This window comes from Rhizobium sp. WSM1328 (genome assembly GCF_057653715.1).
This window is the reverse complement of the sequence record NZ_CM172788.1, coordinates 2,135,423-2,155,148: the sequence shown is the minus strand read 5'-3', so window position 1 is coordinate 2,155,148 and position 19,726 is coordinate 2,135,423. Positions and strand designations below refer to the sequence as shown.

Here is a 19,726-nt window from a genome sequence, read left to right as displayed (position 1 = left end):
GCACTCGGCGACCTCACACACAGGCGGCAGCTTTGGGTTTCTGGGGCAGATGGCGCTGTTGCCTGTGAATTCAAGCAGTCTTGCCGGCCAGCGGTGTTTTTGCCGACGCGGCAAATTGCTAAGAAGGAAAGAGTGCCTGATTCCTGCTTCGTGTTCGTGCTACGAAGCGGTAGGGTTTATGTGAGGAATATATGACGAAACCGCGTCAGGCCGACGACTATAACGCACCGCTTGTGGATCGTGGGGGGCGTTCTGGCACGGTCTTGCGCATTCTTCTGCTGGCGCTCGTGCTGATTGCGGCTGCCGGCGCCTTCGTCTTCTTCAAAAAATCGCTCGACAACGAGGTCGTGCTTGGCGGCCTCGGCGTGCTCGCCATGGTCGGCATCTTCTTCCTGGTGTCCTCGGTCATCGGCTTCATCGAGGTGATGCCGCAGCGCCAGTCCGACAGCCTGGCGCGCGCCTTCCTCAACAGCCATCCCGACGGTACGCTGATCACCGACGAAAAAGGCCGGATCATCTATGCCAATGCCGCCTATGGCGCGCTGACCGGCGCGCGCAAGGCGACCGAGGTGCAGACGCTGGAAACGCTGCTGTCGCGCCACCGCGAATCCAACGAGGCGCTCTACCGGCTGGTCAACGGCCTGCGCGAGGGCAAGGAAGGCCGGGAGGAATTTCGCCTGCTGCGCGCCGTCGGGCCTGGCAGCAACAGCTCCGGCGCGCATTGGTACCGGCTGAAGGCGCGGCTGCTGCAGCCGGAGGAAAACGGCGGCCAGCCGCTGCAGATCTGGCAGATCACCGACATCACCACGGAGCGCGACGACCAGGAGCGCTTCTTCAAGGAATTGCAGAACGCGATCGATTATCTCGACCACGCGCCGGCCGGCTTCTTTTCCGCCGGCAGGAAGGGCGAGATCTTCTACCTGAATGCGACGCTTGCCGAATGGCTGGGCCTCGACCTCACCAAGTTCGTGCCGGGCTCGATGACGATCGGCGACGTCGTGGCGGGCGAGGGACTGGCGCTGATCCAGTCGGTGCAGGCCGAACCGGGCCTGAAGAAGACCGTGACGCTCGATCTCGACCTGCGCAAGAGCAACGGCCAGAGCCTGCCGGTACAGATCGTCCACAGCGTCACCTCGATGCGCGACGGCGCACCCGGCGAAAGCCGGACGATCGTGCTGGCGCGTGAAAAGGGCGATGCCGGCGGCCAGTCCGCTTCGGCCGCCGCCATGCGCTTCACCCGCTTCTTCAACAATACGCCGATGGCGATCGCCTCGGTCGACGGCAACGGGCGCATCTTGCGAACCAATGCGCCGTTCCTGAAGATGTTCTCCGGCGTCGTCTCTCGCGACGATCTCGAAAAGGCGCCGCATCTTGAAACCATCGTGCAGGAAAGCGACCGGCCACAGCTGGCCGCGGCGCTGGCGGCGGCCAAGGATCGGCAGGGCGACATCGCGCCGCTCGACACCCGCACACCGACCGACGAGGCGCGCTATTTCCGCTTCTATGTCAATGCCGTCATCGACCAGAGCGACGAGGCGCCCGAGGAAGCGGCGATCGTCTATGCCGTCGAGGTGACCGAGCAGAAGGCGCTGGAAGCGCAGATGGCGCAGACGCAGAAGATGAATGCGGTCGGAACGCTCGCCGGTGGCATCGCGCATGATTTCAACAACGTGCTGACGGCTATCCTGCTTTCCTCCGACCATCTGCTGCTGCAGGCGCGGCCGGCCGATGCCAGCTTCGCCGATCTGATAGAGATCAAGCGCAACGCCAACCGCGCCGCAGTGCTGGTGCGCCAGCTGCTCGCCTTCTCACGCAAGCAGACGATGCGGCCCTCGGTGCTGAACCTCACCGATGTCGTCGGCGACCTGCGTATGCTGGTCGATCGGCTGCTATCAGGCACCAATGTCAAGCTCGACGTGCAATATGGCCGCGACCTCTGGCCTGTCAAAACAGACCTTTCGCAGTTCGAGCAGGTGCTGATCAATCTCTGCGTCAATGCGCGCGACGCGATGCCAGAGGGTGGCACGCTGACATTGCGCACCCGAAACCTGACCGCTGCCGAGGTCTCGGCCTTCAATTACTCCTACATGCCGGCCGAGGACATGGTGCTGGTCGAGGTTGCGGATAACGGCACAGGCATCGCACCTGAAATCATGGACAAGATCTTCGAGCCGTTCTTCACCACCAAGGATGTCGGCAAGGGCACCGGTCTTGGCCTCGCCATGGTCTATGGCATCGTCAAACAGTCGGGCGGCTACATCCAGCCGGAATCCGAAGTCGGCAAGGGCACGACCTTCCGCGTCTTCCTGCCGCGCCACATCCCGGAGCCGGCGGTTGCGGCCGAAGCGGGTTCGATCGACGGCGCCATCGCCGGAGCCGAAGTGGTGCCGCTGCCGGTATCGCCGCAGCAGCCCGAGGACCTGACGGGATCGGCCGTCATCCTTCTCGTCGAAGACGAGGAGGCGGTGCGCCGCGGCGGCAAGCGCATGCTGGAAACGCGCGGCTACACCGTCCACGAGGCGGGCTCGGGCGTCGAGGCGCTGGCTATCTTGGAAGAACTCGACGGCAAGGTCGACATCGTCGTCTCCGACGTCGTCATGCCCGAAATGGACGGCCCGACGCTGCTGCGCGAGCTGCGCAAGACCTATCCCGACATGAAGTTCATATTCGTCTCGGGTTATGCCGAAGATGCCTTTGCCCGCAACCTGCCGCCGGAAGCGAAATTTGGCTTCCTGCCGAAGCCGTTTTCGCTGAAACAGCTTGCTGTCGTCGTCAAGGAGACGCTGGACGGGTGAGGGAAGGGATGGTTGTCGGGGAAGCTGTGCCGTGCAAGCCCCTTCTGCCCTGCCGGGCATCTCCCCCACGGGTGGGGAGATCGGCTGGGCGCACCGGCTTCCCTAGCCAAGTATCCATTGCAGCTCGGCGAAACGTTGATGTGATGCGAAGGTCTCGCCGCTTGTCATCTCCCCATCTGTGGGGGAGATGCCCGGCAGGTGTCCGACCCGGATAGATAGGTAACAGAACGGACCGTTTACATAGGTGACAGTTCTCTAGCAGCCGGGAGGGCCCGGCGATGGTTTGGAGAGAGACTGGCATCATGGACGAGCGGCTGCGCTTTGTTGGGGAATGTCTTGCGGGCGAGGAGACGATGACGGCGCTGTGTGCGGCCTACGGGATATCGCGCAAGACGGGCTACAAATGGTTGGAGCGGTATCGGGCGCTCGGCCCTGCGGGGCTTATCGACCTGCCGCGGGCGCCGCTTGAGCACGGGCGGGCAACGGCGGCGGAGCTGGTGGCGCGGATCGTGGCGGAGAAGGAGGCGAATCCGCAGTGGGGGCCGAAGAAGGTGCTGGCGCGGCTGAAGCGGTCGGCGCCGCAGCTTTGCTGGCCGGCGGCCTCGACGATAGGCGAGATCCTGAAGCGACACGGGCTGGTCGGGCGCCGGCGGCATCGCTGGCGGGCGGCTGGTTGCGGCCCGTTCGCGCCGGCCAACGGGCCCAATGCGGTGTGGAGCGCCGATTACAAGGGCTGGTTCAGGACCCGCGATGGGCGGCGCTGCGAGCCACTGACGGTGATGGATACGGCGAGCCGCTTTCTGCTGGCGCTGGAAGCCTGCGCGACGCCGGCCGAGGTAGAGGCCTGGCCGGTGTTCGAGCGGCTGTTTGCCGAGCACGGACTGCCGGAGCGCTTTCGCAGCGACAACGGTTCGCCCTTCGCGGCGATCGGCGTCACCGGGCTGACGACGCTTGCTGTACGGTTCATCAAGCTCGGCATCGGCCTGGAGCGCATCCAGCCGGGCAAACCGCAGCAGAACGGCCGCCACGAACGCTTCCATCTGACGATGCTGCCGCTGGCCATGGCGCCGGAGGTCGACCATGCCGCGCAGCAGGCGGTCTTTGACGCATTTCGCCAGAATTACAACGCCGAGCGTCCACACGAGGCGCTCGCTATGGACGTGCCTGCTGATCATTACCGACCGTCACTGCGGCGCCTGCCCGACCGCCTGCCTGAACCGGACTATCCGGCCGAGGCGGCGGTGCGCCGGGTGCGCTCCAATGGCGAGATCAAATGGAACGGTGACCTCGTCTATGTCGCAGCAGCGCTGGCCGGCGAGGTCGTGGCGATCGAGGAGAGTGAAGCGGGCATCTGGACGCTACGCTTCCATGCCCATCCGCTCGGCATCATCGACAAGAAGACCAAGCGGCTTGTCCGCCCCAGCGCCCTGCAACCCCGACCAGCCGGCGCAGGGGCGGACACTGGTCTACAAGGGGGAGAACTGTAACCCATCTATCCGGTTCAATCTGTTACCCATCTATCGGCTGGACACAGGGCAGAGGGGGGCTTACACGGCGCGACCGTTTTGAAGGCCATGCTGGCCCAGCCCCGTCACCCCTCATTCACCCAGCGCCACCGCAATCTCAGCGGCAAGCCGCGCATTGTTTTCAACGAGCGCGATATTGGTCTTGAGGCTTTGGCCATCCGTCAGGTCGAAGATGGTCGACAGAAGATAGGGTGTGACCGCCTTGCCGGTGACTTCGTCGCGCTCGGCGCTGTCGAGCGCCCGCTCGATATAGATTTCCATTTCCTCGCGCGCGATTTCGTCGGCCTCAGGCACGGGGTTGGCGACGAGCATGCCGCCGTCGACGCCGAGTTGTTCGCGCACCGTCTGGAAGTTGGCGATGGCGGCCGGGCTGTTCAGCGACAGCGGGCTGCGGATGCCCGAGGAGCGCGACCAGAAGGCGGGGAATTCCTCGCTCTCATAAGTGACGACAGGCACGCCGCGGGTTTCCAGCACTTCCAGCGTCTTCGGAATGTCGAGGATCGCCTTGGCGCCGGCGCAGACGACGATGACGCCGGTGCGCGCGAGTTCCTCGAGATCGGCTGATATATCGAAGCTTTCCTCGGCGCCGCGATGCACACCGCCGATGCCGCCTGTGGCAAAGACGCGGATGCCGGCGCGCGCCGCCGCGATCATCGTCGCCGCAACCGTGGTGGCGCCGGTGCGGCGCTCGGCGATGGCGAAGGCGAGATCGGCGCGCGACACCTTCATGACTTCAGTGGCCTTGGCCAACTGTTCCAGCTCCGCGGCTTCAAGGCCGATATGCAGCGTGCCGTGAATGACGGCGATCGTTGCCGGCACCGCACCCTGTTCGCGGATGATCGCCTCGACGCTGCGGGCCATCTCGATATTGCCGGGATAAGGCATGCCGTGGGTGATGATCGTGGATTCCAGCGCCACCAGCGGCGCGCCGCGCTGCTTGGCGCTGGCGACTTCCTTCGAATAGGCGATCGGCAGAAGAGGGGAGATGGGCTTGGTCATGGTCTTGTCCTGTGATCGACAGAGCATGATGCCGAAAAGGGTGAGCGGTTTTCGGTCGACATCATGCTCAACTATTTAATTCGCCGCTTCAATGCAGAATTCTGACCTTGGGGACAAGGGCAAGCGCCTCATTCAGGAGATCGGGCGTCAGATTTTCGTTGACGGCGTGCCGCGACTGCACGGTCAGTATGGCGGCCGCAGTGCCGTGGCGGACGGCTTCTTCGAGCGGCAGGCCTGATATCAATGCGGCGAGCGTGCCGGCTGCAAGGGAATCGCCGGCACCCGTGACATCGGCGACGATGTCGGCAATCGGCGGCTGTAGCGTCACGGCGCGGCCGTCGCAAAGCGCGACGAGCTCGCGCCGGCCGCGGGTGACGACGGCGTTCCTGATGCCGATCTCGTTCAGCAACGGCGGCCAGCCTGCAGCCCCTTCCGGCCGCTCACCGGCAAGGGCGGCAGCTTCTGCCTCATTCAGGAACAGGTAGTCGATATCCCCGATGCAGGGTTTCAGCCTGACGACCTTGGCCGGCGAGATGGCGATTGCCGCGATGGGCTTGCCTAGCGAGTGCGCCTTCGCGACGATCGCCGCGATCGTCTCTTCCGGCAGGTTGGCGTCAAAAAGGATGAAGTCATGGGCGGCGAAGGCCTCCCGCACCCAGCGGATGGAGAGACGCCGTGGCACGAAGAAGCGGTAAAGATCCATGTCGGCAAGGGCGATCACCAGATTGCCGTCCTTCTCGATGATTGCCGTATAGCTCGGCGTCTTGCGGTCGAGGAAGACGAAGGGCCGGTCGTCGATGCCGGCAAAATCGGCAGCTTCTCCGACCGTCTCGCCCATCGGATCGCCGCCGCGCGGCGAGATCATCGTCACCTGAAAACCGAGCCTTGCCAGGTTGCGCGCCGCATTGAAGCCACCGCCGCCCGGCTCCTCGAACCAGGTGCCGGGATTGCTGGCGCCAGGCGCCGTCTCGCCGGAGATGCGGCCACGCCGATCGATATGGGCGCCGCCGAGAACAAGAATCTTTTTCTTCATCCGAGCCGCTCTCCCGATGCCCGAAAGGCGAATCGATGCGATGCGCCTTGCGCCGCTCGTGCCAGCACTTCAAACCTAAGTCGTTGCTTTCCATCGATAAAACAAATACAGAACACGGGTCGTTTTACCTTTTTCTTTCAATTATTTGATCGCCTATTGCGAAAATGGAACAAATAGGGTACAAACTCGACATTGCTAGAGCGGCTTCAATAACCTAAAGGTGGATCGGATGTCTCAGAATTCATTGCGGCTGGTAGAGGACAAATCGGTGGACAAAAGCAAGGCGCTTGAAGCGGCACTCTCACAGATAGAGCGGTCGTTCGGCAAGGGCTCGATCATGAAACTCGGCTCCAACGAGAATGTTGTCGAGATCGAGACGATCTCGACCGGCTCGCTTGGCCTCGATATTGCACTCGGCGTTGGTGGCCTGCCGAGGGGCCGCATCGTCGAAATCTACGGGCCGGAGAGCTCCGGCAAGACGACGCTTGCATTGCAGACGATTGCCGAAGCGCAGAAGAAGGGTGGCATCTGCGCCTTCGTCGATGCCGAACATGCGCTCGATCCCGTCTATGCCCGCAAGCTTGGCGTCGACCTGCAGAACCTTTTGATCTCGCAGCCCGATACCGGCGAGCAGGCGCTCGAAATCACCGATACGCTGGTGCGCTCCGGCGCCGTCGACGTTCTGGTCGTTGACTCGGTCGCTGCCCTGACGCCGCGTGCCGAAATCGAAGGCGAGATGGGCGACAGCCTTCCCGGCCTGCAGGCACGACTGATGAGCCAGGCGCTGCGCAAGCTCACCGCTTCGATCTCGAAGTCGAACACCATGGTGATCTTCATCAACCAGATCCGCATGAAGATCGGCGTCATGTTCGGCTCGCCGGAAACGACGACGGGCGGCAATGCGCTGAAATTCTACGCCTCCGTGCGCCTCGACATCCGCCGCATCGGCGCGGTCAAGGAGCGCGAAGAGGTGATCGGCAACCAGACCCGCGTCAAGGTCGTCAAGAACAAGATGGCGCCGCCCTTCAAGCAGGTCGAGTTCGACATCATGTATGGTGAGGGTGTTTCCAAGACCGGCGAACTGGTCGATCTCGGCGTCAAGGCCGGTATCGTCGAAAAGTCGGGCGCCTGGTTCTCCTATAACAGCCAGCGCCTCGGCCAGGGCCGCGAAAACGCCAAGACCTTCCTGCGCGATAATCCGGACCTCGCCCGCGAGATCGAACTGTCGCTGCGCCAGAATGCCGGCCTGATCGCCGACCGCTTCCTGCAGAATGGCGGACCGGAGCCCGATGACGGCGATGGCGATGCCTCCGCGGAAATGTAATTTTCGCGCTTAAACTCATCGGACAGTTCCAACCGGCCGCATTCCTGATGAGAATGCGGTCGGTTTTGTTTGTCTGCTGGACAGTGGCGGGGGCGAACGTTAAAAGCCGATGGATTTGTATTTACCTGCCTCCGGCAGCATTGAAGGGCATAGCATGAGCGGCGTGAACGATATCCGGTCGACCTTCCTCGACTATTTCAAGAAGAACGGCCATGAGATCGTTCCGTCGAGCCCGCTCGTGCCGCGCAACGACCCGACGCTGATGTTCACCAATGCCGGCATGGTGCAGTTCAAGAACGTCTTCACCGGCCTCGAAAAGCGTCCCTATTCGACGGCGACGACTTCGCAGAAATGCGTGCGAGCCGGCGGCAAGCACAACGATCTCGACAATGTCGGCTATACTGCACGCCACCTGACCTTCTTCGAGATGCTCGGCAACTTCTCCTTCGGCGACTATTTCAAGGAGAATGCGATCGAGCTTGCCTGGAAGCTCGTCACCGAGGGCTTCGACCTTCCGAAGAACCGCCTGCTGGTGACCGTCTATTCCGAGGACGAAGAAGCTGCGACGCTGTGGAAGAAGATCGCTGGCTTTTCCGACGATAAGATCATCCGCATTCCAACCTCCGACAATTTCTGGCAGATGGGCGATACCGGCCCCTGCGGCCCGTGCTCGGAAATCTTCATCGATCAGGGTGAGAATGTTTGGGGCGGTCCTCCGGGCTCCCCGGAGGAAGATGGCGACCGGTTCCTGGAATTCTGGAACCTGGTCTTCATGCAGTTCGAGCAGACCGCACCCGGCGAGCGTTCGCCGCTCCCGCGCCCATCGATCGATACCGGCATGGGCCTGGAGCGCATGGCCGCCGTTCTGCAGGGCGTTCAGAGCGTATTTGACACCGATCTCTTCCGCACGCTGATCGGCACCATCGAGGACACGATGGGCGTCAAGGCGGAAGGCAGCGCCAGCCACCGCGTCATTGCCGACCATCTGCGCTCCTCAGCCTTCCTGATCGCCGACGGCGTGCTTCCGTCGAATGAGGGCCGCGGTTATGTGCTGCGCCGCATCATGCGCCGCGCCATGCGCCATGCACAACTGCTCGGCGCCAAGGAACCGCTGGTCTACAAGCTGCTGCCGACGCTGGTGCAGCAGATGGGCCGCGCCTATCCGGAACTGGTGCGCGCCGAGGCGCTGATCTCGGAAACGCTGAAGCTGGAGGAAAACCGTTTCCGCAAGACGCTGGAACGCGGCCTGTCGCTTCTGTCAGACGCGACGACGAATCTTTCCAAGGGCGATATGCTGGATGGTGAGACCGCCTTCAAGCTCTACGACACCTACGGCTTCCCGCTCGATCTGACGCAGGATGCACTGCGTGCCCGTGAGATCGGCGTCGACATCTCCGGTTTCACCGATGCGATGCAGCGCCAGAAGGCCGAAGCCCGCTCGCACTGGGCCGGTTCCGGCGAGAAGGCGACGGAAACCATCTGGTTCGAGCTCAAGGAAAAACACGGTGCGACCGAATTCCTCGGCTACGACACCGAAACGGCTGAAGGCGTCGTGCAGGCGATCGTCAAAGAGGGCGCGGTTTCGACCGCGGCCAAGGCCGGCGACAAGGTGCAGATCGTCGTCAGCCAGACGCCATTCTACGGCGAATCCGGTGGCCAGATGGGCGATACCGGCGTAATCTCGTCCGACCACGGCAAGATCGAGATTTCAGATACGCAGAAGAGGGGCGAAGGCCTGTTCGTGCATCAGGGTACTGTCATCGACGGCGTGTTCAAGGATGGCGATGCAGTCGTGCTGACGGTCGATCATGCTCGCCGTTCGCGGCTGCGCGCCAATCACTCAGCGACCCACCTGCTACACGAGGCTTTGCGCGAAGTGCTCGGCACCCATGTGGCGCAGAAGGGTTCGCTGGTTGCGCCCGAGCGCCTGCGTTTCGACGTTTCGCATCCGAAGCCGATGTCGGCCGAGGAGCTGAAGATCGTCGAGGACATGGCAAACGAGATCGTGCTGCAGAATTCGCCGGTTACAACTAGGCTGATGAGCGTCGACGATGCGATCGCCGAAGGCGCGATGGCGCTGTTCGGCGAAAAATACGGCGATGAAGTCCGGGTCGTGGCGATGGGTGAGGGTGTGCGCGGCGCCAAGGCCGGCAAGGCCTATTCGATCGAACTCTGCGGCGGCACGCATGTCGGGGCCACAGGCCAGATCGGCCTGATCCGTGTTCTCGGTGAAAGTGCCGTCGGCGCCGGCGTTCGCCGCATCGAGGCCGTCACCGGCGAATCGGCGCGCGAATATCTGGCCGAACAGGACGAACGCGTGAAGACACTGGCCGCCTCGCTGAAGGTGCAGCCGGGCGAAGTGCTGTCACGTGTTGAAGCGCTGATGGACGAGCGCCGCAAGCTCGAAAAGGAATTGGGTGACGCCAAGCGCAAACTCGCCATGGGCGGCGGGCAGGGCGGCTCGGTCGATGCCGTGCGCGAAGTTGCTGGCGTCAAGTTCCTCGGCAAGGCGATTTCGGGTGTCGATCCCAAGGATTTGAAGGGACTGGCCGATGACGGCAAGACCAGCATCGGCTCGGGCGTCGTTGCCCTCGTCGGCGTTTCCGACGACGGCAAGGCAAGTGCTGTTGTGGCGGTGACACCGGATCTGGTGCAACGCTACAGCGCCGTCGATCTCGTCCGCATCGCCTCTGCCGCCCTCGGCGGCAAGGGCGGCGGCGGCCGCCCCGACATGGCCCAGGCCGGCGGTCCCGATGGGTCGAAGGCCGACGAGGCGATCGAGGCCGTTGCCGTAGCACTCGCCGGCTGATTAGCCGGCTAATCAATGCGTTTCGAAAAGGCGGAGGCTTGGCTTCCGCCTTTCTCATTTCATCGGCTCACTGCCGAGGGCAAGTCAGCAGGATTTGTCAAATCGGGATATGGTTCTCTCAAGCCGATCGATTGCACGAGGTTCCGAGATGAATGGCGAAACGGCATGGGCACTTTATGAAAACCGTCTGAGACGGGTTTCGGCCTATATTCACGACCACCTCGACGAGGAGCTGGATATGGAACGCCTTGCCGAAATCGCCTGCATGTCGAGCTATCACTGGCACAGGATCTACCGGGCGATTTACGGCGAGACGCTGGCGGCCACCGTCAAGCGGCTCAGGCTGCATCACGCGGCTGGCGAGATCGTCCGCACGGAACTTGCCGTCAGTGAAATTGCGAAGCGATCAGGCTACCCCAATCTCCAATCCTTCAATCGTATCTTCAAGTCGGTCTACGGCATGCCGCCGGCGCGCTACCGGAAAGAGGGAAGCCATACAGCCTTTGAACCCTCACCCAACGGAAAGACCAAAGCAATGTTAGACGTTACCATACGCGAGATCGGACCGATCGAGCTGATCGGCGTTGCCCATACCGGCTCCTACATGCATATCGACAGGGCCTTCGAGACGCTGTTCGGCACGCTTTATGCTCGCGGCCTCGCCAGGCCCGACATGCGGATGATCGGCGTCTATCTCGACGATCCCGACATCGTGCCTGAAGAAAAGCTGCGCTCGATCGCCTGCGTCACCGGCGCTTCCGACGTGCCGGTCGAGGCGCCGTTCGAGCGGCGCACCATCGACGGCGGCGATTATGCGGTGCTGCGCCACAAGGGTCCCTATGCTAATATGCCGAAGTCCTATCGGTGGCTCTTTGCCGAATGGCTGCCGAAATCCGGCCGGCAGTTGAAGGACAGGGTGATGTTCGAGGAATACCTCAACAACCCGCGCGAGGTGTCGCCGACCGAGCTTCTGACGGATATTCATATGCCGCTCGTCTGAGGTCGCTATTTGGGGGGGCGGCGGATCTGCCGCGTCCCCGAGCTCTCAAGCGGCCTGCATGGTCTTGATGGCTTCGTCATCGAGGGCGTTCGCCCGCTTGTAGGCCTCGCGCTCGTTGATGCGGCCGAAATAGTCGATGAAGGCTTGGCGCTTCTCGATGGAGCCGAAGCCGAGGCCCCAGGCGATATGGGAGCCGACATAGACGTCGGCGGCGGTGAAGCGCTCGCCGGTGACGTAGGTCGAACCGGAGACGGCTTTCTCGAGTGTGTTCATCACGTCGCCGAAGCCGCCGCAGCCGGCCATGCGCAGGCGTTCCTGCGGAATTTCGAAGCCGAGAGCCTTCATGGTCACCGCCGATTCGAGCGGACCGGCGGCAAAGAACATCCAGCGGTAGTAATCCGCGCGCTCTTCCGGCCTCGGCGCCAGCGCCTTGTCGGGAAAGGTTTCGGCGAGATAGGCGCAGATCGCCGCGCATTCGGTAACGACGGTATCGCCGTGGCGGATCGCCGGCACTTTGCCCATCGGATTGACGGAGAGATATTCCGGCGCCTTCATCGTCTCGCCGAAGGTCAGGTATTCGGTGCGGTAGGGCTGGCCGATCTCTTCCAGCATCCAGCGCGCGATGCGGCCGCGCGACATCGGGTTGGTATAGAATACCAGTTCTTCGGTCATGAGATCCTCCTGTTGTTCCTATGTTTGCGGAACCACCCCTTCGAGAATCAACACTTATCAACCCTTGATGTCAAATTTCGCCAGCAGTCAGAGCGCCTTGCGATACTGGATGAAGCCGGAGCGCTCGGCGATGCTGTCATAGAGCCGGCGCGCCGTCGCGTTGGCCTCGTGCGTCATCCAATAGAGCCTGCCTGCGCCGTTTCCGCGCGCGAGATCTGCGACGGCGTCGATGAGTGCAGCACCGGTGCCGAGCCCGCGCTGGCTGCTCTCGACATAAAGATCCTGCAGATAGCAGGTCCATTGCGGCAGCCAGCAGGAACGGTGAAAGATGGCATGGACGATGCCGACGAGGCGGCCGTCTTCGTCGAAGGCGCCGAGCGCATGCATCGGTTCGTCAGGGTCGTGGAAGCGAGCCCAGGTGAGATCGGTGGTTTCAGGCGGGATGACCACTTCATAGAAGTGCTGATAGGCAGCCCATAAAGGTTCCCAGGCGGCACGGTCAGAGGCTTCGAGCGGGCGCACGGTTGCCGTCATCGGTTCATCCTCGCAAATGAAAACGGCGGGGAAAGCCCCGCCGTTTCAATGCTATACCGAAAAGACCGGCTTACGCCATGGCCTTCTGCAGGTTCTCGTCGATCTTGTCGAGGAAGGCGGTGGTCGACAGCCACGGCTGGTCGGGGCCGATCAGCAGCGCCAGGTCCTTGGTCATGAAGCCGGATTCGACGGTGTCGACGCAGACCTTTTCCAGCGTCGAGGAGAAGCGGGCGAGCTCGGCATTGTCGTCGAGCTTGGCGCGGTGCGCCAGGCCACGGGTCCAGGCGAAGATCGAGGCGATCGAGTTCGTCGAAGTTTCCTGGCCCTTCTGGTGCTGGCGATAGTGACGCGTCACCGTGCCGTGGGCGGCTTCGGCTTCGACCGTCTTGCCGTCGGGCGTCAAGAGAACCGAGGTCATCAGGCCGAGCGAGCCGAAGCCCTGGGCTACGGTGTCGGACTGGACGTCGCCGTCATAATTCTTGCAGGCCCAGACATAGCCGCCCGACCACTTCAGCGCCGAGGCGACCATGTCGTCGATCAGGCGGTGTTCGTAAGTGATGCCGGCTTCCTTGAACTGATCCTTGAATTCGGTCTGGTACACCTCTTCGAAGATGTCCTTGAAGCGACCGTCATAGGCCTTGAGGATGGTGTTCTTGGTCGACAGATAAACCGGCCACTTACGCATCAGGCCGTACATCATTGAGGCGCGGGCGAATTCGCGGATCGACTCGTCGAGATTGTACATGGCCATGGCAACGCCGGAGCCGGGGGCGTCGAAGACGTCCTTCTCGATAACCGTGCCGTCTTCACCGACGAACTTGATCGTCAGCTTGCCCTTGCCGGGGAAGCGGAAGTCGGTGGCACGGTACTGGTCGCCGAAGGCATGACGACCGACAACGATCGGCTTGGTCCAGCCGGGAACGAGGCGCGGCACGTTCTGGCAAATGATCGGCTCGCGGAAGATGACGCCGCCGAGAATGTTGCGGATCGTGCCGTTCGGGCTCTTCCACATCTGCTTGAGATTGAATTCCTTGACGCGGTCTTCATCCGGCGTGATCGTCGCGCACTTGATGCCGACGCCGTATTTCTTGATGGCGTTGGCGGCGTCGACGGTGACCTGGTCGTTGGTGGCGTCGCGGTTTTCGACCGAGAGGTCGAAATAGTCGATGTCGAGGTCAAGATACGGATGGATCAGCTTATCCTTGATGAGCTGCCAGATGATGCGCGTCATTTCATCGCCGTCGAGATCGGCGACGGGATTTGCGACCTTGATCTTGTTCATGTATCTGCCTCGTTCGAGCTTGAATGGGGACGGGGGTCCCGGGTGGGTGATGTGATGAGGAGCGCTATAGCATTGTGAACCGGGAACGCAAAGCTGCAACGGGTTTCAGAATGCGTTTTTGCCGCCATTGCCAAGTGCTGGAATTTGGTTAGTGTCCGCCACGATCTGCCGCCCCGGACATTCGACCATGAAGACAATCGCCGTTGTTATCGCATGCCTTATCGCCTTTTCCGGCACCGGCCATGCCGCCGATATCATCGCTCCCGTGAAGGAGATCATGGAGGCGACCAGGAGCAATTGGGCCGACAATAACAGCGACTGGACCGACATCTTCGATGCGAGCCGGCTCGACCATCTCTACAGCCGCGATTTCGTCGCGAAATACCAGGCGGCGGCTCAGTTTCCCGCCATCGACGATGACGGCATTTCGCCCTTCGACTACGACGTCATCGTCAACGGCCAGGATGCCTGCCCGCTGGAGGATCTGACGATGGCGGCAGCGCCTGTGGTCGACGGCGTGGCCGAGGTGACCGTGCGCTTCAAGAAATCCGCCTGCTCGGACGCTGCTGACGCCAAGGATTATACGACTGTTCATTTCCAAGTGGTCGAAGAGGGCGGCAAAACCGTCATCGACGATATCGTCACCGAAAATATCGAAACGCAGGCGCGCGATTCCCTGAAGGCAACGATGGCGCTGATTGCCAAGGGCCAATAGGCGCGCGACATTCGAGAGCATCTGGATTCGATCTCGGGTGGTTTGATTTCCGCTCTTGCGGCGGTATCTGTCGATCCCTGGGCAGCATGAGGGGCTCTTGCACTTGTTTTCCGGTTTTCAGTTCCGCGACTGGCTGCTTGCCAACGATCCGGCGCTATCGCGCCTGCGGATGGCCTCGCGGGTGACGCTGACGATCGCTTTCTCCTTTTTAGTCCTCCTCGCCATCCAGATGTTCATCCTGCCTTTGCCGACGGCGGCTTTCGGCCTTGGCATCGTGCTGTCGATCGAGGGCGGGGTGGCGGTTCGCGACAAGGGCAATGCGCGACAACTGGTGACGCGGCTCTTCGGTTGTGCCGCAAGCCTTGGCGTTGTCGCCATCGCGGCGGGCCTCGAAGATCACCGCTTTCTCTCCGATCTCGTCTTCCTGGTGGTGATCGCGCTCGCATCGGCGGGCCGCGTGTTCGGGCCGCGCGGTTTTGCGATCGGCATGTTCGCCTTCACCTCCTATTTCATGGGGTCTTATTTCCGGCCTTCTCTTGCCGAGCTGCCTGATGTGGCGATCGGCCCCGTCGTTTCGGTGCTCTTCGGGCATCTGGTGAGAGCCGTGCTCCTGCCGGACGATTGGCGGCGCGACCTGCTGCGGTCGCTCGAAAGCGTGCGCGGCCGGATCAATCAGATCCTCTTCAAGCTCGCCGCCCTTGCCGGTGGCGCCGAGATCGGCGAAGCCGACAGGCAGGAGCTGCGTCAGTTGGAAGACCGGCTGAAGGAAGTGGTACTGATGGCCGAAACCTTCATTCCACGCCCGGCCGGCGGGGTTTTCGATGCCACCGCCGATCCCGCCGCAGAGCTGGCAATCCGGCTCTTCGACGCGCATCTTGCTGCTGAGAGCGCGATCGTGCTGAGCTTCCAGAGCCCGCCGCCCTTCGCACTCGTCCATGCGGTGATCGAGGCGGATGCAGCCGAACTTGCACCCTATAGCGCCATGGCGGAAGCCATCAAGGACGAGCCGCAGGGCGAAACTGTGCGGGCGCTTCTCTGGCTCGGCGAGGCGCGGCAGCAGCTAACGCAGGCGATTGGCGAGGGGCAGGTCTCCGGCTTTGCCGGCATCGATGCCGTCAGGGACACTGCGCAGCCTGAAAAGATCGACTTTTCCTTTGCCAATCCGCTGCTGCGTTCGGCGCTGCAGATCACGCTCGCTTCGGCGATCGCCATGGGCTTCGGCCTGCTTCTGTCGCGCGAGCGCTGGTTCTGGGCGGTGCTGGCCGCCTTCCTCGTCTTCACCAATACCAATTCGCGCGGCGACACGGCGATGAAGGCGCTGTCGCGTTCGCTCGGCACGGTGTTCGGGATCGCCATCGGGCTCCTGTTGGCGACGCTGATTTCGGGGCAGCTGGCAATCGCCATTCCGGTTGCGGTCATCTGCATCTTCCTCGCCTTCTATTTCCTGCAGGTCTCCTATGCGACGATGACCTTCTTCATCTCGATCGTGCTCTGCCTGGTCTACGGCATGACCGGGGTGCTAACGCTCGACCTGCTGCAGCTGCGCATCGGCGAGACCGTGATCGGCGCGGTGGCCGGAACGGCGGTCGCCTTCCTCGTCTTTCCGGCGCGCACGCGGGGTGCGCTCGATGCTGCACTTGCCCGCTGGTTCCAGGCGCTGGAGGACCTGCTGAACGCGATCGGTGAGGGCAGTAGCGGCTTCGAGCTGATCGCCCTGTCGCAGAAGATCGATGCCTGCTACCGCGACGTGACGGTGGCCGCGAAGCCGCTCGGCTCGTCCTGGTCGGTGGTGACGCGGCCGGGCCAGATCCGCCAGACGCTGGCGATCTTCCTTTCCTGCACCTACTGGGCGCGCATCCTGGCGAAGAGTTCCACAGCGCCGGCCGAGGCCGACGACCTGAAGAGGCTGATCGCGTCGGATCTGGCGCTGATGAAGGATGCGGCCCCGCGCGGCTCGACCTGTTTCTTCATTGAGCGCAAGGCGTCGCGGACGACAGGGCGGCACCTGCCGCTGTCGCGCGAGGGCGCGAGACTGGGGCTCGAAATGATCGGTTCTGCGCTGGAAAGGCTTTATCCGCAGGCTGACGTCTTGCCGTTTGCAGCGGGCGAGGTTATTGCGCGCTCGAAACAGGGATAGAACGATGGCAGGCACGAACAGCGAGCGTCAACTTCTGGCCGAAGGGCCGGCCATCATTCTGGTCGAGCCGCAGATGGGCGAGAATATCGGCATGGTGGCGCGCGCCATGGCGAATTTCGGCCTTGCTGAACTGCGCCTCGTCAATCCGCGCGACGGCTGGCCGAACGAGAAAGCCCTGGCGACCGCCTCCAAGGCCGATCACGTCATCGAGGCGACCAAGGTCTACGATACGCTGGAACAGGCGGTCGCCGACCTCAATTTCGTCTATGCGACGACGGCGCGCGAGCGCGACGGCTACAAACCGGTGCGTTCGCCGGTCATTGCCGCCGAGACGCTCCGGGCGAGGTTTCGTGCCGGCGAGGGAACCGGAATCCTCTTTGGGCGCGAGCGCTGGGGGCTGACCAACGAGGAGGTGGCGCTTGCAGACGAGATCGTCACTTTCCCCGTCAATCCGGCCTTTGCTTCGCTGAACATCGCCCAGGCAGTGCTGCTGATGTCCTATGAGTGGATGAAATCAGGCATGGAGGATCTCGGCGCGGTGCCCTTCCAGGCAATGGGGCAGACGCCCTCGACCAAGGACCAGCTGTTCGGCCTGTTCGACCAGCTGGAGGAGGCGCTCGATGCGCGTGGTTATTTCCACCCTGCCGGGAAAAAGCCAAAAATGGTCGACAATCTCCGTGCCGTACTCTCCCGCCGGGCCTTCACGGAGCAGGAAATCAGCGTGCTGCGCGGCGTCATCTCCTCCCTCGACCGCTTCTCGCGCAAGAGCCCGCGCGGCGGCCGGTTCCCGACAGCGGCCAAGGAAACACCGCCCGATGACAGCGCCGACGCATGAGCTGAAACCCGTCCTCGTCTTCGATTCCGGCATCGGCGGGCTGACCGTGCTGCGCGAGGTGCGCGTGCTGATGCCGGAACGCGGCTTCATCTATGTGGCCGACGATGCCGGCTTTCCCTATGGCGGCTGGGAGGAACAGGCGCTGAAGGAGCGGGTGATCGGGCTTTTCGGCCGGCTGCTCGAGGAGCACGATCCCGAAGTCTGCATCATCGCCTGCAACACCGCCTTCACGCTTGTTGGTGCCGATCTCCGCGCCGCCTTTCCTCAGATGACCTTCGTCGGCACCGTGCCGGCGATCAAACCGGCGGCGGAGCGCACGCGCTCCGGCCTGGTCTCGGTGCTCGCGACGCCGGGCACGGTCAAGCGCGCCTATACGCGCGATCTCATCCAGTCCTTTGCGCAGCAATGTCATGTGCGGCTCGTCGGCTCGGAAAACTTGGCGCGCATGGCGGAGGCCTATATCCGGGGCGACGCGGTTTCCGATGAGGCGGTGCTGACCGAGATCGACCAATGTTTCGTCGAGAAGGAAGGCCGCAAGACCGATATCGTCGTGCTCGCCTGCACGCATTATCCCTTCATGGCCAATCTATTCCGCAGACTGGCGCCTTGGCCGGTGGACTGGCTGGATCCGGCAGAAGCCATTGCCCGGCGGGCGCGCACACTCGTTCCGCAGATCGCCGATGCCGTTCACCCCGATAATTTCGACTTTGCCGTTTTTACATCCGGCAATCCCGACTTTGCGACGCGCCGGCTGATGCAGGGTTTCGGTCTCAGCATGCGATAAGGCACTGCGCGCTTTATTTCACCGATGTCATCGCGCAACATCTCTGTGGGGAATCGCGGGCGGGTGTTTGCCGCTCGATACATAAAGGGATGCGCCGTGCCGCTGCAAAGACTTGTCATGCTGATCTTCTTTCTGCAGCCGATAGCCTTTGGCGCCTGGTTGCCGCGCATTCCTGATATCCAGGCGAAGCTTGAACTCGGCACCGCCGATCTCGCCGTCGCACTTCTGGGGTTGCCGATCGGCACGCTGATCACCCTGCCGTTTGCCGGCCGCCTCGTCTCGCGCATCGGCGGGCGCATGGCGATCATCTATGGTTTCATCTTCTTTCTTGCCGTGGTTTCGCTTCCAGCCTTCGCCCCCAGCGTCATGCTTCTATTCTTCGCCTTGATTGTCGTTGGGGTTGCGCTTTCGACGGTGGAACTCGGCATGAATGTCGAGGCCGATGTGACGGAGAAGGCGACGGGGCTGATCATCATGAGCCGCTGCCACGGCTTCTGGAGTTTCGGTATCATGGCCGGCAGCCTGATCGGCGTTGGTGCCATAGCCCTCGGGCTTTCGCCGCACTGGTCGATCCTGATCACGGCGATCGTTATCCTGCCGGCTGCGCTGATTGCCAGCCTGCGCCTGCCGAAATTGCCGGAAAGTCACCATGCGGAGAATTCGCAGGCAATGACCGGCTTCAAGCTGCCCAGTCTTGCTCTGCTCGGGATTTGCGCCTTCGTCTTCGGCGTGACGATGACCGAAGGTGCGATCGCCGATTGGTCGGCGGTCTACCTCCGCGATGTCATGAATGCAGAAGGCGCACAAACCGGCCTCGGTTATTCGGTTTTCGCTTTCATGGTTGCGGCGGGGCGCTTCAGCGGTGATTACATGAAAGGCCGTTTCGGCGCGGTTGCCATTGCCCGTGGCTGCGGCATCGCCTCGCTTGCCGGTATGCTCGTCGTTCTCCTTGCACCGGCGACGCCGCTTGCGCTACTCGGCTTTGCCGCAGTCGGTGTCGGCGTCTCGGTCGGGTTTCCGCTTGCGGTGACGGCCGTCGCTTCGCTGACTGATCGCCCGCCCGCTTCAAGCGTTGCGACGCTTTCCTTCGCAGCCCTGACCGGTTTTCTCATCGGGCCGCCGATCATCGGCTTTCTCGGCGAACTCCTGGGCTTGCGCGCGGGGCTTGCGGTCTTGCTGGCGCCGCTTTTCGTCAGCCTGCTCTGCACACGTTTGCTGATTCCGACGCAGAAGGACATGGCGGGCGACCTCGTCGAGCGCGAGGCGGTGTGAAGCCTTATT

The 19,726-nt window shown here is 62.6% G+C and carries 15 protein-coding genes; 10 read left to right on the top strand and 5 right to left on the bottom strand.

The window, feature by feature from the left end:
• The first annotated feature begins 191 nt into the window (after positions 1-191).
• Positions 192-2,795 carry a cell cycle histidine kinase CckA gene (gene cckA, locus AC2444_RS11015; RefSeq protein WP_012757662.1) on the top strand — a complete coding sequence of 868 codons (2,604 nt, stop codon included), beginning with the start codon at positions 192-194 and terminating at the stop codon, positions 2,793-2,795.
• 278 nt (positions 2,796-3,073) lie between these two features.
• A complete protein-coding gene (locus AC2444_RS11010; protein ID WP_012757661.1) occupies positions 3,074-4,282 on the top strand; it encodes a helix-turn-helix domain-containing protein in 1,209 nt (402 codons plus the stop codon).
• A gap of 111 nt (positions 4,283-4,393) precedes the next feature.
• Here AC2444_RS11010 and AC2444_RS11005 read toward each other — a convergent pair whose 3' ends face one another.
• The gene (locus AC2444_RS11005; RefSeq protein ID WP_012757660.1) at positions 4,394-5,320 is read right to left on the bottom strand and encodes a pseudouridine-5'-phosphate glycosidase; all 927 of its coding nucleotides are present in this window, start codon (positions 5,318-5,320) and stop codon (positions 4,394-4,396) included.
• An 88-nt stretch (positions 5,321-5,408) separates the two neighbouring features.
• Positions 5,409-6,353 carry a carbohydrate kinase family protein gene (locus AC2444_RS11000; RefSeq protein WP_012757659.1) on the bottom strand — a complete coding sequence of 315 codons (945 nt, stop codon included), beginning with the start codon at positions 6,351-6,353 and terminating at the stop codon, positions 5,409-5,411.
• A gap of 229 nt (positions 6,354-6,582) precedes the next feature.
• Between AC2444_RS11000 and recA the strand changes: the two genes are divergently transcribed.
• The 3 genes from recA to AC2444_RS10985 all read left to right on the top strand — a co-directional run bounded on the left by recA (position 6,583) and on the right by AC2444_RS10985 (position 11,486).
• Entirely contained in the window at positions 6,583-7,677 is a 1,095-nt protein-coding gene (gene recA / locus AC2444_RS10995) for a recombinase RecA (protein WP_012757658.1), read from the top strand.
• Positions 7,678-7,831: 154 nt separating this feature from the next.
• On the top strand, positions 7,832-10,486 hold the full coding sequence (gene alaS / locus AC2444_RS10990) for an alanine--tRNA ligase (RefSeq protein ID WP_012757657.1): 2,655 nt from the start codon (positions 7,832-7,834) through the stop codon (positions 10,484-10,486).
• Positions 10,487-10,634: 148 nt separating this feature from the next.
• On the top strand, positions 10,635-11,486 hold the full coding sequence (locus tag AC2444_RS10985; RefSeq protein ID WP_128449860.1) for an AraC family transcriptional regulator: 852 nt from the start codon (positions 10,635-10,637) through the stop codon (positions 11,484-11,486).
• Positions 11,487-11,531: 45 nt separating this feature from the next.
• Here AC2444_RS10985 and AC2444_RS10980 read toward each other — a convergent pair whose 3' ends face one another.
• The 3 genes from AC2444_RS10980 to AC2444_RS10970 form a co-directional block, all read right to left on the bottom strand.
• Positions 11,532-12,158: a glutathione S-transferase family protein gene (locus tag AC2444_RS10980; protein WP_012757655.1), complete on the bottom strand. Its 627-nt coding sequence runs from the start codon at positions 12,156-12,158 to the stop codon at positions 11,532-11,534.
• A gap of 87 nt (positions 12,159-12,245) precedes the next feature.
• Positions 12,246-12,692 (bottom strand): GNAT family N-acetyltransferase, encoded by a 447-nt coding sequence (locus AC2444_RS10975; protein WP_012757654.1) that lies wholly within the window; start codon positions 12,690-12,692, stop codon positions 12,246-12,248.
• A gap of 70 nt (positions 12,693-12,762) precedes the next feature.
• Positions 12,763-13,974, bottom strand: a complete 1,212-nt coding sequence (locus tag AC2444_RS10970; RefSeq protein ID WP_012757653.1) for an NADP-dependent isocitrate dehydrogenase — start codon at positions 13,972-13,974, stop codon at positions 12,763-12,765.
• Between the two features lie 187 nt (positions 13,975-14,161).
• Here AC2444_RS10970 and AC2444_RS10965 point away from each other — a divergent pair, with 187 nt between their 5' ends.
• From AC2444_RS10965 to AC2444_RS10945, 5 genes are all read left to right on the top strand, one after another.
• Positions 14,162-14,689 (top strand): hypothetical protein, encoded by a 528-nt coding sequence (locus tag AC2444_RS10965; protein WP_012757652.1) that lies wholly within the window; start codon positions 14,162-14,164, stop codon positions 14,687-14,689.
• A gap of 97 nt (positions 14,690-14,786) precedes the next feature.
• Positions 14,787-16,826, top strand: a complete 2,040-nt coding sequence (locus AC2444_RS10960; RefSeq protein ID WP_012757651.1) for an FUSC family protein — start codon at positions 14,787-14,789, stop codon at positions 16,824-16,826.
• 4 nt (positions 16,827-16,830) lie between these two features.
• Positions 16,831-17,661, top strand: a complete 831-nt coding sequence (locus AC2444_RS10955; protein WP_012757650.1) for an RNA methyltransferase — start codon at positions 16,831-16,833, stop codon at positions 17,659-17,661.
• The gene (murI, locus tag AC2444_RS10950; RefSeq protein WP_012757649.1) at positions 17,642-18,445 is read left to right on the top strand and encodes a glutamate racemase; all 804 of its coding nucleotides are present in this window, start codon (positions 17,642-17,644) and stop codon (positions 18,443-18,445) included. Before AC2444_RS10955 ends, murI begins: the two co-directional genes overlap by 20 nt.
• 24 nt (positions 18,446-18,469) lie before the next feature.
• Positions 18,470-19,717 carry an MFS transporter gene (locus AC2444_RS10945; protein WP_171815686.1) on the top strand — a complete coding sequence of 416 codons (1,248 nt, stop codon included), beginning with the start codon at positions 18,470-18,472 and terminating at the stop codon, positions 19,715-19,717.
• Positions 19,718-19,726: the final 9 nt, after the last annotated feature.

Excerpts from the sequence above, each read along its gene's own strand:
- cckA (WP_012757662.1), top strand. The coding sequence starts at position 192 with ATGACGAAACCGCGTCAGGCCGACGACTATAACGCACCGCTTGTGGAT.
- AC2444_RS11010 (WP_012757661.1), top strand. The coding sequence starts at position 3,074 with ATGGTTTGGAGAGAGACTGGCATCATGGACGAGCGGCTGCGCTTTGTT.
- AC2444_RS11005 (WP_012757660.1), bottom strand. The coding sequence starts at position 5,320 with ATGACCAAGCCCATCTCCCCTCTTCTGCCGATCGCCTATTCGAAGGAA.
- AC2444_RS11000 (WP_012757659.1), bottom strand. The coding sequence starts at position 6,353 with ATGAAGAAAAAGATTCTTGTTCTCGGCGGCGCCCATATCGATCGGCGT.
- recA (WP_012757658.1), top strand. The coding sequence starts at position 6,583 with ATGTCTCAGAATTCATTGCGGCTGGTAGAGGACAAATCGGTGGACAAA.
- alaS (WP_012757657.1), top strand. The coding sequence starts at position 7,832 with ATGAGCGGCGTGAACGATATCCGGTCGACCTTCCTCGACTATTTCAAG.
- AC2444_RS10985 (WP_128449860.1), top strand. The coding sequence starts at position 10,635 with ATGAATGGCGAAACGGCATGGGCACTTTATGAAAACCGTCTGAGACGG.
- AC2444_RS10980 (WP_012757655.1), bottom strand. The coding sequence starts at position 12,158 with ATGACCGAAGAACTGGTATTCTATACCAACCCGATGTCGCGCGGCCGC.
- AC2444_RS10975 (WP_012757654.1), bottom strand. The coding sequence starts at position 12,692 with ATGACGGCAACCGTGCGCCCGCTCGAAGCCTCTGACCGTGCCGCCTGG.
- AC2444_RS10970 (WP_012757653.1), bottom strand. The coding sequence starts at position 13,974 with ATGAACAAGATCAAGGTCGCAAATCCCGTCGCCGATCTCGACGGCGAT.
- AC2444_RS10965 (WP_012757652.1), top strand. The coding sequence starts at position 14,162 with ATGAAGACAATCGCCGTTGTTATCGCATGCCTTATCGCCTTTTCCGGC.
- AC2444_RS10955 (WP_012757650.1), top strand. The coding sequence starts at position 16,831 with ATGGCAGGCACGAACAGCGAGCGTCAACTTCTGGCCGAAGGGCCGGCC.
- murI (WP_012757649.1), top strand. The coding sequence starts at position 17,642 with ATGACAGCGCCGACGCATGAGCTGAAACCCGTCCTCGTCTTCGATTCC.
- AC2444_RS10945 (WP_171815686.1), top strand. The coding sequence starts at position 18,470 with ATGTCATCGCGCAACATCTCTGTGGGGAATCGCGGGCGGGTGTTTGCC.